Source organism: Bacillus sp. P4_E1, assembly GCF_056401715.1.
On record NZ_JBFUIV010000005.1, the window covers coordinates 73,210 to 85,972 of the forward strand.

Annotated in this window: 15 protein-coding genes, 1 riboswitch and 1 other annotated feature; of the genes, 11 read left to right on the forward strand and 4 right to left on the reverse strand. The window is 35.1% G+C overall.

Annotated features, from left to right (window positions below; genetic code table 11):
* Nucleotides 1-159 precede the first annotated feature (159 nt).
* The 3 genes from gltP to AC1DS7_RS08835 all read left to right on the forward strand — a co-directional run bounded on the left by gltP (nucleotide 160) and on the right by AC1DS7_RS08835 (nucleotide 3,658).
* Nucleotides 160-1,434 (forward strand): glutamate/aspartate:proton symporter GltP, encoded by a 1,275-nt coding sequence (gene gltP, locus AC1DS7_RS08825; RefSeq protein ID WP_002011680.1) that lies wholly within the window; start codon nucleotides 160-162, stop codon nucleotides 1,432-1,434.
* A gap of 68 nt (nucleotides 1,435-1,502) precedes the next feature.
* Nucleotides 1,503-2,021, forward strand: a complete 519-nt coding sequence (locus tag AC1DS7_RS08830) for a ribonuclease FAU-1 family protein (RefSeq protein ID WP_002030693.1) — start codon at nucleotides 1,503-1,505, stop codon at nucleotides 2,019-2,021.
* 120 nt (nucleotides 2,022-2,141) lie between these two features.
* Nucleotides 2,142-2,247: riboswitch (SAM riboswitch) on the forward strand.
* Nucleotides 2,248-2,341: 94 nt separating this feature from the next.
* Nucleotides 2,342-3,658: a Na+/H+ antiporter NhaC family protein gene (locus AC1DS7_RS08835; protein ID WP_033709769.1), complete on the forward strand. Its 1,317-nt coding sequence runs from the start codon at nucleotides 2,342-2,344 to the stop codon at nucleotides 3,656-3,658.
* Between the two features lie 68 nt (nucleotides 3,659-3,726).
* On the opposite strand, the gene AC1DS7_RS08840 is transcribed toward AC1DS7_RS08835, so the two are convergent.
* Complete coding sequence (locus AC1DS7_RS08840) at nucleotides 3,727-4,149, reverse strand: GNAT family N-acetyltransferase (protein WP_002011677.1); 423 nt, start codon at nucleotides 4,147-4,149, stop codon at nucleotides 3,727-3,729.
* Between the two features lie 310 nt (nucleotides 4,150-4,459).
* On the opposite strand from AC1DS7_RS08840, the gene AC1DS7_RS08845 reads away from it, so the two are divergent.
* The 6 genes from AC1DS7_RS08845 (at nucleotide 4,460) to AC1DS7_RS08870 (ending at nucleotide 8,421) form a co-directional block, all read left to right on the forward strand.
* Complete coding sequence (locus tag AC1DS7_RS08845; protein ID WP_215588873.1) at nucleotides 4,460-4,816, forward strand: lmo0954 family membrane protein; 357 nt, start codon at nucleotides 4,460-4,462, stop codon at nucleotides 4,814-4,816.
* A 44-nt stretch (nucleotides 4,817-4,860) separates the two neighbouring features.
* Nucleotides 4,861-5,523 carry a PspA/IM30 family protein gene (locus AC1DS7_RS08850; protein WP_002011675.1) on the forward strand — a complete coding sequence of 221 codons (663 nt, stop codon included), beginning with the start codon at nucleotides 4,861-4,863 and terminating at the stop codon, nucleotides 5,521-5,523.
* 106 nt (nucleotides 5,524-5,629) lie between these two features.
* Nucleotides 5,630-6,370, forward strand: a complete 741-nt coding sequence (gene liaF, locus AC1DS7_RS08855) for a cell wall-active antibiotics response protein LiaF (RefSeq protein ID WP_002126337.1) — start codon at nucleotides 5,630-5,632, stop codon at nucleotides 6,368-6,370.
* Nucleotides 6,370-7,425, forward strand: coding sequence for a sensor histidine kinase (locus tag AC1DS7_RS08860; protein WP_002011673.1), 1,056 nt, complete (start codon nucleotides 6,370-6,372; stop codon nucleotides 7,423-7,425). Before liaF ends, AC1DS7_RS08860 begins: the two co-directional genes overlap by 1 nt.
* Nucleotides 7,422-8,054 carry a response regulator gene (locus AC1DS7_RS08865; RefSeq protein WP_000598709.1) on the forward strand — a complete coding sequence of 211 codons (633 nt, stop codon included), beginning with the start codon at nucleotides 7,422-7,424 and terminating at the stop codon, nucleotides 8,052-8,054. The genes AC1DS7_RS08860 and AC1DS7_RS08865 overlap by 4 nt, the downstream gene beginning before the upstream one ends.
* 10 nt (nucleotides 8,055-8,064) lie before the next feature.
* A complete protein-coding gene (locus AC1DS7_RS08870) occupies nucleotides 8,065-8,421 on the forward strand; it encodes a DUF3992 domain-containing protein (protein ID WP_002126339.1) in 357 nt (118 codons plus the stop codon).
* Nucleotides 8,422-8,445: 24 nt separating this feature from the next.
* Here the strand turns inward: AC1DS7_RS08870 and brnQ3 are convergent, their stop codons facing one another.
* Nucleotides 8,446-9,801 carry a branched-chain amino acid transport system II carrier protein BrnQ3 gene (gene brnQ3 / locus AC1DS7_RS08875; protein WP_002140993.1) on the reverse strand — a complete coding sequence of 452 codons (1,356 nt, stop codon included), beginning with the start codon at nucleotides 9,799-9,801 and terminating at the stop codon, nucleotides 8,446-8,448.
* A 57-nt stretch (nucleotides 9,802-9,858) separates the two neighbouring features.
* Nucleotides 9,859-10,117 (reverse strand) — a binding site (T-box leader).
* A 262-nt stretch (nucleotides 10,118-10,379) separates the two neighbouring features.
* On the opposite strand from brnQ3, the gene AC1DS7_RS08880 reads away from it, so the two are divergent.
* Nucleotides 10,380-10,589, forward strand: a complete 210-nt coding sequence (locus tag AC1DS7_RS08880; protein WP_000880630.1) for a hypothetical protein — start codon at nucleotides 10,380-10,382, stop codon at nucleotides 10,587-10,589.
* A 39-nt stretch (nucleotides 10,590-10,628) separates the two neighbouring features.
* On the opposite strand, the gene AC1DS7_RS08885 is transcribed toward AC1DS7_RS08880, so the two are convergent.
* Entirely contained in the window at nucleotides 10,629-11,405 is a 777-nt protein-coding gene (locus AC1DS7_RS08885; RefSeq protein ID WP_215588874.1) for a class I SAM-dependent methyltransferase, read from the reverse strand.
* Nucleotides 11,406-11,513: 108 nt separating this feature from the next.
* Here AC1DS7_RS08885 and AC1DS7_RS08890 point away from each other — a divergent pair, with 108 nt between their 5' ends.
* Nucleotides 11,514-12,365 (forward strand): YhfM domain-containing protein, encoded by an 852-nt coding sequence (locus AC1DS7_RS08890; protein WP_215588875.1) that lies wholly within the window; start codon nucleotides 11,514-11,516, stop codon nucleotides 12,363-12,365.
* A 183-nt stretch (nucleotides 12,366-12,548) separates the two neighbouring features.
* Here AC1DS7_RS08890 and AC1DS7_RS08895 read toward each other — a convergent pair whose 3' ends face one another.
* Nucleotides 12,549-12,746 (reverse strand): hypothetical protein, encoded by a 198-nt coding sequence (locus AC1DS7_RS08895; RefSeq protein WP_000776287.1) that lies wholly within the window; start codon nucleotides 12,744-12,746, stop codon nucleotides 12,549-12,551.
* Nucleotides 12,747-12,763 lie beyond the last annotated feature (17 nt).

Consider the following 12,763-nt stretch of genomic DNA (forward strand, 5'->3'; position numbering starts at 1 on the left):
AAACTTATTTTGTTGTCAGATTTTAAATTTTGATTTATGATTTTCAACAGGGACAAAATGTAGTGAATTGTCGAATAATATGTAATACTCTTAATTTCAAGTTTTATAGAGATAGAATGAGAGATAGAGTGACACATCGAAGAGGGGGTTACCACAAGTATGAAAAGAATAGGACTTGCATGGCAAATTTTAATAGGACTTGCGCTTGGTATTACAGTTGGGGCGATTTTCTTTGGCAATCAGGAAGTGGTGAAGTACTTACAACCAATTGGTGATATTTTCATCCGATTAATTAAGATGATTGTTGTACCGATTGTTGTAGCGAGTATTGTTGTTGGGGTTGCTGGTGTTGGCGATATTAAAAAGTTAGGTCGACTAGGCGGAAAAACAATTATTTACTTTGAAATTATTACAACACTTGCAATTGTTGTTGGTTTATTAATAGCAAACATTTTCCAACCTGGAAAAGGCGTTGATATGGATAAGTTAACAAAAACAGATATTTCTAAATATACACATACGACAGAGCAAGTACAAAGTCATTCGTTCGCGGATACGTTTGTAAATATTGTTCCGACGAACATTATGAAATCATTAGCTGAAGGTGATATGCTTGCTATTATCTTCTTCTCGGTATTATTTGGTTTAGGTGTAGCAGCAATTGGTGAGCGTGGTAAACCAGTTCTACAATTTTTCCAAGGTGTAGCAGATGCAATGTTTTATGTAACGAACCAAGTTATGAAGTTTGCACCATTTGGTGTATTCGCATTAATTGGTGTTACAGTTTCTACATTCGGATTAGCTTCATTAATTCCATTAGGGAAATTACTCATTGTAGTATACGGAGCAATGATCTTCTTCGTTGTAGTTGTATTAGGACTTACAGCGAAAATATTTGGAATAAACATTTTCCAATTCTTTAAGATTTTAAAAGACGAGCTGATCTTAGCGTATTCTACAGCAAGTTCAGAAACGGTTTTACCGAAAATTATGGAGAAAATGGAGAAATTCGGTTGTCCGAAAGCAATTACATCTTTCGTTATTCCAACAGGTTATTCATTTAACTTAGATGGATCAACTTTATATCAAGCAATTGCGGCAATTTTCTTAGCGCAAATGTACGGTATTGAATTATCCATTACACAACAAATTACGTTATTACTTGTATTAATGGTTACATCAAAAGGTATCGCGGGTGTACCGGGCGTATCATTCGTTGTATTATTAGCAACACTTGGTACAGTAGGTATTCCAGCTGAAGGTTTAGCGTTTATTGCAGGTATTGACCGTATTCTTGATATGGCTCGTACAGCAGTTAACGTTGTAGGTAACTCTTTAGCGGCTGTAGTTATGTCTAAGTGGGAAGGTCAATATGACGCTGAAAAAGGACAAGCCTATTTAAAAGAGATATCTGAAAAGGGTCAAGCAGCTTAATTATAATATGAACAAGCTCTCACATAATATGTGGGGGCTTTTCTATATATAGAAGAGGAGCGGACGTAATGAAACGTAAATATGGTGACGGTTCTTCGTGGAAGCGACTAATAGAGAAGGATTATAGGGTTAAGCAAGTAGAGGATGGAATGTTAGGAATACTGGACATAAAAAAAGTGAGAGAACCTAGTTATAAAGAATACAATGGTAAACAGCTTTGCATTGCAGGTGATGGGTATACATGGATGCAATATTTTATAAACGGGGAAAACTTTGCAATTACAGCTATGTTAGACAATCAAAAACAATTAGTACAATATTATATCGACGTGACGAAAGAATATAAAATAGACGAGCGTGGTTTACCTTATTTTGATGATTTATATTTAGATGTAGTATTGTTACCGAACGGTGAGATCTATGTACTGGATGAAGACGAGTTAGAGGATGCCTATAAAATTGGTGATGTTACAAAAGAAGAATATGAGTTAGCATGGAATACAACAAAATGGATTATCGCGACGATAAAAAATAGAAAATTTTATTGGATCTCAATATTGGATAAAGAAATCGAAAAGTTAAAATGATTGGTTTATTCATATTTTTGTATAATTACCAAAAAAATCTATACAAAAAATAATTGACTTTTGTTTTGTAAGCGAGTAAAGTTAGGAAAGAAATTATTATTAAAAAATAAATATGAAACCTTCTTATAAAGAGAGGCGGAGGGACTGGCCCTACGATGCCTCGGCAGCGGACTCGATTTCAGAGTGCTGTGCCAAATCCAGCAAGCATGTGCTTGAAAGATGAGAAGAGTGTTTCTTATAGATGTATAAGACCTCTTCTCATCGGAAGAGGTCTTTTGTTGTTCATTAGAAAAGGTTGAAAACTAGGGAGAGATGATACTTTGAAAGAAACGAGAGGAAATGGTTTAGCGTTATTACCACTTGGAATATTTTTGGCGCTATTTATTGGTTCTGGAATTATTACAGGTGATTTCTATAAATTGCCGATACTTGTAGCAATTTCAATTGCCGTAGGAATTGCTTTAGTGATGAATCGTAAGGAAAGCTTTAATGTGAAAGTAGAACGATTTGCTAAAGGTGCAGGAAACCCTGATATTATGATTATGGTATTAATTTTTGTACTTGCAGGGGCGTTTTCTGAAACAGCAAAAGGAATGGGCGGAGTTGATTCCACTGTTAACTTAGCGTTATCTATTTTGCCACCAGGATTTATCGTTGCTGGAATTTTTGTTATAGGGGCATTTATTTCATTAGCGATGGGAACTTCAATGGGAACAATTGCAGCACTAGCACCGATTGCTGTAGGTATTAGTGGGCAAACTGATATCTCAATAGCACTTGCGATGGCTACTGTTGTGGGCGGAGCGATGTTTGGTGATAATTTATCATTTATTTCAGATACGACAATTGCTGCTGTTCGTTCACAAGGAACAGAAATGAAAGATAAGTTTAAAACGAACTTTTTAATTGTATTACCAGCCGCTATTATTACAATTGTACTATTAGTAATAATTACTTTAGGAAGTGATACACAAGTTAAAGCCCATAGTTTTGACTGGATAAAGATTTTACCGTATGCAGGAGTACTTATTACAGCACTACTTGGCTGGAATGTACTTATTGTGTTAACTGGTGGAACAATATTATCAGGTGCTATCGGCCTTATAGATGGAAGTTACACGTTAGAGAGTTTCTTTAAAAGTGTAACGACTGGAATGGGCGGTATGATGGAGCTAGTACTACTTGCTATATTAATCGGTGGTATGGTTGAACTTATCCAATATAATGGTGGCATTCAATATTTAATGAATCTTTTAACACGTAATATTCGTTCGAAAAAAGGAGCAGAGTTTGGTATTGCTGGCTTAGTGAGTATGACGAATATGTGTACAGCAAATAATACAATTTCTATCATTTTTACAGGTCCGCTTGCGAAAAATATTGCGGATCAGTATGAAATTGATCCCCGTAAATCAGCGAGTGTACTGGATCTTTTCTCTTGCTGTGTACAGGGGTTAATCCCATATGGTGCTCAAATGTTAACAGCGGCAGGATTTGCTGCGTTATCTCCGGTCGAATTGTTACCATATGCATTTTATCCAATTTTAGTTGGAGTATGTGGAATCATTTCTATATTAATTGGTTTCCCGAGATTTTCTAAAGTGGCGGAAAAAAAAGAGTATCATAAAACTGCATAACATAAAGAGATATTTATTATTAGCAGTTGAAAACGCTCGGAGAACATTCTCTGAGCGTTTTTTATTATTTATAAATCCTTTTTCAAATAGTAGTGTTTATAATCTCTTCCTACGTTATCGAGGATACCATACTCTTTATAACCATATTTTTTATAGAAATCTAATGCTTGAAAGCTTAAAGTGTCAACTTTTATAAAATCACAATTTCTTTCTAAAGCGATTTTTTCTACTTCTAATAACAGTTTAGTTCCATACCCTAATGCACGTATATCTTCATCGATGATAAAAGAGTGAATCTCTAACCAATTCCAACAGACTTCACCTAATATTCCCCCGCATATTTTACCATTTTCATCTTTAAGAAATAAATGAATCTCTAAGTATCTGTCTCTTAAATCAGATGGAAAGTGCTTTAAATTATATTCATAAAGCTGATTGTTTATATAGTTTTTAGCGGCGGTATTGATTTCTTTCGTAATGTGTAAATTCATGATATATCCCCTTTAATTTAAATGTAGCCTTCTGATTTATTTTAACATAATTTTCTTAATAATATATTTAATGTAATTTAATAAACGTTTGTATGTATTGCTAATTTTTTGGACGCGCAAGTTGAGATTTTCATCCGTTATTGAATAAGAATTTTTCTGTATCTATACGCATCGCATACATGTTCGTTTTGCAAAAGGCTGAATTTAACTCAGTCTTAAGTCTGAGTTAAAAACGGTTCTTAAGCTCGTTATGAAAAAATGAAAAAATAGTTAAGATAAGAGTATCAAATCGAAGGGAGGCAAGCACAAGATGAAACAATTTCTAGCGTTTATCGCAGCCGGTATTTTGGCTTTAATTGCTCTTGGTAGTCTTGCTGGTATTGTAGGATTCGCCATTGGAGTAGGAGTTGTGTACTGGAGCTATAAATCATTTGTGCGAGCTAAATCATTCTTTGGAAAGTTAGCTTGGGGTATTGTTGGTTTAATCGGTTTGTCCATTGCACTTTCTCATTCCCCAGCATTAATCGGTATCGCAGCATTAGTAGTTTTATACTACGGATACCGTGAGTGGAAAAAAGGAAAAAATGTAGTTGTTGATTCTGCTCCAGAAAGTGCTAAATCATATAGCAACTTTGAAGATGAGTGGAACAAGTTAATGAAAAACTAATATAAAATAAATCAAATTATAAAGTAGAAGAGAGGAAGATTATAATGAAACAATCTTTATTCGGACGTGTACGCGATGCAATTTTAGCTGATTTTCATAATGTGTTAGATGAGAAAGAAAGAAAAAATCCAATTGCTATGTTAAACCAATATTTACGAGATAGTGAGCGTGAAATAACAAAAATTGAGAAGTTAATTCAGCGTCATAAAACATTAAAATCTAACTTTGCTCGTGAGCTTGAGCAAGCACGTTATTTCGTTAATAAAAGATCAAAGCAAGCTATCATCGCACAAGAAGCAGGCGAATTGCAATTGCATGAACGTGCATTAGAAGAAGTAGCGTATTATGAAGGGCAAGTAACTCGCTTAGAAGAAATGTATGCTGGTGTTGTAGAGCAAATTGATGAGTTAGAGCGTCGTCTTTCAGAAATGAAAAATAAATTAAAAGAAATGAACGCAAAGCGTATGGAATTAATGGCACGTGAAAATATGGCGCATGCAAACCGCCGTATGAATACTGCTATGCATAAAATGGATGAAAATAATCCGTTCTTACGATTCGAAGAAATTGAAGATCACATTCGTGACATAGAGCTTCGTATAAATGAAGAGCATGAGCGTGATACATTTGATATGAAAATTGCAAAACTAGAGAGTGAAATGAAAGAGAAAAATGAAGTATCGTTAACGAAAGAAGTAACAAAATAATTGTAGTATATAATAAAACAGGCTTATGATATAGTGATAGGAGAAAAGGTGTTGGAAAGCAATGCCTTTTCTTCTATGTATATGTGACAAGGAGGGGGGAGCTGAAATGAAGAAGCAATTTTCAAAAACACAATTTATGGGGATGCTCCTCATCATATTTGGATTCGGTCTTTTTCTTGATATGATACTTGGACATTTTGAACCAGGTGGTCTAATATTTGCATTTATTATGATTATGTTTGGAAGACATTATCGAAAGAAGAACCGTTATGTAAGAGGGAATGTATTTTTATTTGTCGGTGGTATTGTCTTCTTATTCTTCTTATTTTCATCAGCGGCATTCGTACTTGTTGTGTTTGCTTGTTTAGCTTTAATTGGTTATCAACTTATTCAACAAGGACATCGGCAAAAAGCAATGAAAGTTGAAATTAAAGAAAAAGGATATATAAATGAAGAAAAACAAATATATCGTACAGAACCGTATATAAAAAATATGTTTGTAGGTAATGTACGAATGATGGATCATATTTATGAAATAGAGGATATTAACGTCCAATATGGTGCTTGTGACGTCGAGATTGATTTAACAACTGCTATGATTCCAGAGGGAGAAACAGTTATTGTGATTCGGGGCGTCATTGGTAATATTCGCTTATATGTACCATATGATATTGAATTGTCTTTAAATCATTCTGTTATTGTTGGGCGAGTGCTCCTGCCAGGACATGAAGAAACTGGATTTAACCGTAATGTTACGTTTAGAACAGAACAGTATAAAGAAGCCCCTCGTCGTATTAAAATTATTTCTTCGCTTGTCGTAGGCGATACGGAAGTGAGGAAAGTATAATGAAAAAACAAAGGAATATTTCGTGGATGTATATTCGTTATTCTATGTTGTCCTCTGTGAGTATCGCACTTATTTGTACAATTGTATATGTATGGAAAAGCGAGCAACAAGTTTATGATTTACTCTGGAAAGAATCCATTGCTTCTGTTCCAATTGGCTTGTTTATTATGAGTACGAGTCTTCTTATCGGAGGAATTGTAGGATATGCAATCGGTTATTATATAGAACAGCGTATACAAGGATTAAATACTTTTCTATTTGAAGTAGAGCGAGGGAATTTTCCGAGTGATGTTTCATTTACTGCGGACGATGAATTTCATGAAGTGGAACGAAAAGTAATTGGTCTTGCTCGGCGCTTAGAGGAGCAAGCTGGGCTATTTCAAAAAGTAACGAATGAACGAGCCCATTGGAATGAAGAGATGAGACAAGAAGCGATTTCTCAAGAAAGGCATCGATTAGCGAGAGAGCTGCACGATTCTGTAAGTCAGCAGCTTTTTGCAATGTCGATGATGATGTCAGCCATTAATGAGCAAGCAGCTGAAATTCCAGATACGACGAAAAAACAGTTGCAGCTTGTTGAGAATATGGTTGTAAATGCACAATCAGAAATGAGAGCATTGCTCCTTCATTTACGCCCAGTGCAGTTAGAAGGTAAGAAACTAACAGAGGGTATAGAAGAATTATTAACAGAACTGTCTAGAAAGCAACATATGAAAATTGAATGGTTAATTGAACCGATTCAATTAAAAAAAGGTGTAGAGGATCATTTATTCCGTATTGTACAAGAGGCGTTGTCTAATACTTTACGGCATGCGAAGGCAAAGAAAACCGAAGTACGCCTTCGGAAAATTGATCAATATGCGATTTTGAAAATTATTGATGACGGTGTTGGGTTTAAAGTTGGTGTTAATAAGGCTGGTTCATATGGTTTAAGGTCAATGCAAGAGCGAGTTCATGAAATTGGTGGTACATTAAAAGTTCTTAGTTTTCCGAATAAAGGTACGCAAATAGAAGTGAAAGTACCTATTATGATTGAGAGAGGGGGAGAATCATGATAAAAGTATTACTAGTTGATGATCATGAAATGGTTCGAATGGGTGTATCAGCATATTTATCAACGCAGCCAGATATTGAAGTAGTTGGAGAAGCTGAAAATGGAAGAAAAGGTTCAGAGTTAGCTTTGCAATTAAGACCGGATATTATTTTAATGGACCTTGTTATGGATGAGATGGATGGGGTTGAAGCGACACGTGCTATTATTCAAGAATGGCCAGAAGCGAAAATTGTAGTTGTCACGAGCTTTTTAGATGATGAAAAGTTATATCCTGTTATTGAGGCGGGGGCGACAAGTTATTTATTAAAAACATCAAGAGCGAGTGATATTGCAGATGCTGTAAGAGCTACTTATGATGGGGAAACGGTATTAGAGCCGAAAGTTACTGGCAAAATGATGTCTCGTATGCGTCAGAAGAAAGAACAACCTTTGCATGAGGAGTTAACAGAAAGAGAGTCTGAAATTTTGTTATTAATTGCAGAGGGGAAAAGTAATCAAGAGATTGCAGATGAGTTGTTTATTGCCCTTAAAACAGTAAAGACACATGTGAGTAATATATTAAATAAGCTAAATGTAAGTGACCGGACACAGGCGGTTATTTATGCGTTTAGACACCAATTGACGAAATAAGAAGGAAGCTTTGACTATATATGGTCAAAGCTTTTTATTGACGGTTATTTATGTAAGCGTTATCATTAAGGTGTTAACAGTACATACAAAGGGGAGAGAGTGTATGTTAGTTCAAACGATATTTGGAATGGATGAAACGAAAAAATTAGGTAACTATGTGAATGCGTTGCAAGCACTTTGTGAACAATATGATATTGAAACAGATCGTATTGCAATTATTGAGGCGACAGAAGAATATTATTTATTTCTAGTGAAGCAAGAAGATTGCTATGATGTTGTAAAAGTAGAAACAGTGGATACGAATATTGATTACTATACGAAAGCTTATAAAGTAAGTAGCTTTAATCATACTTCTTATCAAATGTAAAAAACTCCCGAAATGGGAGTTTTTTTATGATACTTTCGATTCAGGTGAATGATCCGTTAATGGTACTGCTTTGGCGCCACTTAATTTTGCGATAGCAAAACCGATAATAGCCCCAACTAACGCTGGTACTAACCAGCCAATTCCTTCATTATATAATGGAATAAACTCAAAATAAGATGTGATAAATGAAACAGGAATATTCCCTTGTTTTAATCCGTCAAAAACGCTAACAACTGCTGTTCCGATTAAAGCACATACATAAACAGATCGATAGCCACCGAAATATTTATGAAGTAATGATAATAACACGAGTACAATTGCAACTGGATATACAACAAGTAAAATAGGAACAGAGATGGCGATAATTTTTGTTAAACCTAAGTTGGCAACTAATAATCCTAACAAGCAAATGACACTTGCTAACATTTTGTATGAAAATTTTGTCAATAATGTTGAGAAGTATTGACTGCACGCAGATACAAGTCCAACGCATGTTGTTAAGCAAGCAAGTGTAACGATAAGAGATAACAGAATTAGACCATATGGACCGAATAATTGTTGTACGATAACGGTAAGTAGCTGTCCTCCATTTTTTGCGTATCCGAGAGAGACACTAGTTGTACCGAGCCAGCCAAGTGCACCATATACAAGTACGAGACCAGTAGCGGCAATAAGTCCTGCTTTTGCTGTAGCGATGGCAATTGATTTACGATCACTCACACCTTTTGAGCGAATTGCATTTACAACGATAATCCCAAATGCAAGTGCTGAAATGGTATCCATCGTTAAGTATCCTTCCATAAAACCTTTGAAAATTGGAGAAGTTTGATACTCTTGCATGGCTGGTCCAGATTGCCCGAGGGGTGTAAATACACTCTTAACGAATAATAAAAAAATAGAGAGTAATAAAATAGGTGTTAATACACTTCCGATACGATCGACGAGCTTAGAAGGGTTTAAACTAAGCCAAAATACGATAGAAAAGAAGATGACTGTGTATAAAAATAGCACTAGGCTGCTAGAGCGAATAGTTTCTGGTAAGAAAGAACTAACCCCCATTTCATAAGCGACATTAGCAACACGTGGGATGCCCATAGATGGACCGATTGCAATGTATACAACCACCGTAAAGAATATTCCGAATAATGGGTGAACATGACTTGCAAGTTGTTGCATTCCATTTCCTGATAGAGAAATAGCGATAACAGTAAGTAGTGGTAAGCCGACTCCTGTTAGTAAAAAGCCAATCATTGCTGGCCAAAAGTTTTCACCAGCATTTTGTCCAAGCATTGGAGGGAAAATTAAATTTCCTGCCCCAAAAAATAAAGAAAATAGCATAAGGCCTGTGAAAAAAACATGTTTTTTTGATACAGTGTTCATTGTTTTTCCTCCTTTTTTGTAAATTCATTGTAAGAACACAAAAAACTCGTCCCTAAAGAAAGGGACGAGTTATATTTACCCGCGATACCACCCTAATTTATACATGTAGAAATAAATCTATATGTATACGGCTTTGCAACGTACAACATGATACGTGTTCCTTGTAACGGGGGACATCCGGTAAGAACTTACTTTAGCATTCGGTTCTACTTCTCGGAGATGATTTTCGGTTAAGCACTGAACGTTGGCTTTCAGCAAATCGCCAACTCTCTGGGGAACAGTCCTATAACGTACTCGTTCTCGTCAATGAATTTTAATTCAAGTATTCTGACAGTATTTTCACATGTTTTTTTTAGAAAGTCAACATATTTTTTGGGAAATACACTTTCCTGTAGAAATATAGCTGAGAATATAAGGGTTAATACTATTTGTAAAAATGCTGTAAAACATTATAGAGAATTGTAAAGTTTATGGAGAAAATCGATATTTATAGGAGTAAGGAAGGAATTGTTTGAATTTGCAGAGAATAATACAACAATCCACTTGCTGGAAAGAACAAACCAAAAGAGGTGACTGAAATGCTTGCGATGGGAGTATTATTTGGCATTATTGCTATAATTGGTTTTATGTGGTTATATTATTCGCGTTCGTTTAAACAAGCAGAAGTTTTACTCTTTCAAAAAGGTAGTTTGTTGACAAATCAGTCTAGATATTTAGTATGTCCGAAGTGTGGAAGTGCACAGGCCAGGAGTGGAGGATATCAAGAGTGTTGTAAAATTAGATTATGAAAGAAGGAAGCCTCACATTACTTTGTGAGGCTTCCTTCCTTACAATTTTTTCGCGCTCCAAATGGTCCAACGATCTCTTTCGATGATAGGAGAGACGTTTTGTAATGCCGTTTGGATATGATGTAGAAGTTGAGAAAGTTCATTATCTGTTAGTTCATATAGAATGGATCGGCCTGTTCGAGGAGATAAATCTTGTAGCAAAGCCTCTACAGAATCATGTACTTTTCGTACTTCCCATTGTGTTTGTGTGGGGAACGCTTGAAGAGAATATTGTTGTAATTCTTGCTGAATAGTAGTGGTTTTTGGTCTTCTTTTCGCTTCTGTTTCAATGAGTTTTGGAAAGACAGAGAAAAAATATCCACGAAGGTGTTCAGGACTTCCTGGGATTATACAATCTTCAATGGTCCGGTCTTGTAAAATAAGTAGACCGTCTTTTTTTAATATACGAGAAGCCTCTCGTATAAATGTGGGAATATCATGCAAATGATGAATGACTGCACGAGAAATGACAAGGTCGAATGTTTCATTAGGGAATGAGATATTATGTGCATCACCGTGAATGAATGAAATGTTTGGGAAGGCATTACAATTTTCTTTTGCAGCTTGTAATATTTCTTTTGAAAAATCAAGCCCAACAACACTTTTGGCTCCCATAAGAGCAAGTTCTTTCGTGTAAATGCCGCCACCACAACCTATATCAATTACTTGTTTATTTTGCACATCTACAATATTGTTTATTGTTTCCTGCCATGAAATATGTGCGTTACGATTTGCATACGTATACTTATTATTTGCATCATGAAAATTAATGGACATTGTAAAATCCTCCCTTCAGTTTATAGTATAGCTCATTCTATATAATGTAACGTTTTTGTTTTATGCATGAGGGTTATAAGAATTTCTTATTGGAAAAGGAGAATCGATTTGAAAGGGAAATATTTAATGTTTTTATGTGTTATTTTACTCGCGTCGTGTGGTCAATCCGAGCAAAAGAAAGAACCGAAACAAGTAGAGGAGACAGTGAATGAAATGAGAGAACCATTACAAGTAACTGTTATGCAAAAAGGTAAAGAAGAAAAAAATTTAAAGAAAATGGATGCGGAGTTGGTGGTGGATATTATAGACAAAGCGGAAAAACAAGAAGTAACGGGTAGTTTTGGTGAACCGGAATATGAAATACAAATTAGTAGTGATGGAAAAAAAGAAACATATTATGCATGGTTAAGAGGAGAAGATCGCCGAGGATGGATTCAATATAAGAAAGATATGTATATGCTTAACGAAAAAGATACGGAAAAGCTTTTGGCTATCTTTCCAAAGATTCCAGAACAAAAAGAAGATGAGATGCAGGTAGGTACTTTAACGGAAGTAACAAAAAAAGACATGCAGATTACTGCGTTTCATATTAAAGCAGGTGATCAAAAAATGAATTATACAGTACGTTATACGATTTCACAATCACTATATAATAAGTTAGCAAAGGAACAAGAATATTATTTGCAATTAATTTTCCCTGAAAAGGTTCAAAAATTAATTGGCGCAAAAGAGAGTGAGATAATTTCAGCTGAAAAAGTAAAGGAAGGGTATAAACAGTATGAGTTGAATGTTACTGTTCCGATAAAAGATGCTTCAGAATCACAATTAAAATCACTAGAAACCTATTATGATAATCACGATTTACAAATATTAAATAGTAAGAAAGAAAAAGTAGGAGCATTTCAAAACATTATTCAAATTGTTAAAGAGTATGGTGAAAAAATGAATTTACAAAGATAAAGTGAAATTTTAATCAGTGGGGGCATCCCCCGCTGATTATTAGCACGACTCCTACCTAAATTCTTTGCTCCAGCCGAATTTTGAGGTGGGATTCTTACTGCCCGTAAATAGCGGGCAGTAAGAATCATAAAGTCTATATGGCCTTTCCTAGGAAATGATAATAGAGGGGAAAGATCCCCTCTATTATTTTGCTTTTGCAGATGGCTCATTCATTGATTTTCGTGTAATTAGAAAGGAAATCATAAGAGCAGAAAGAATAATAAGGGCTATAAATAAGTGATTTGGCAACCAATCTAATAATAATACGTAGCTGACGGTATAAAAAATAAGAGTTGAAGCTAAAAACGATAGAGCGCCTATCATAAGAGATTGTAATTTCATTTGTATTTACCTCCTTT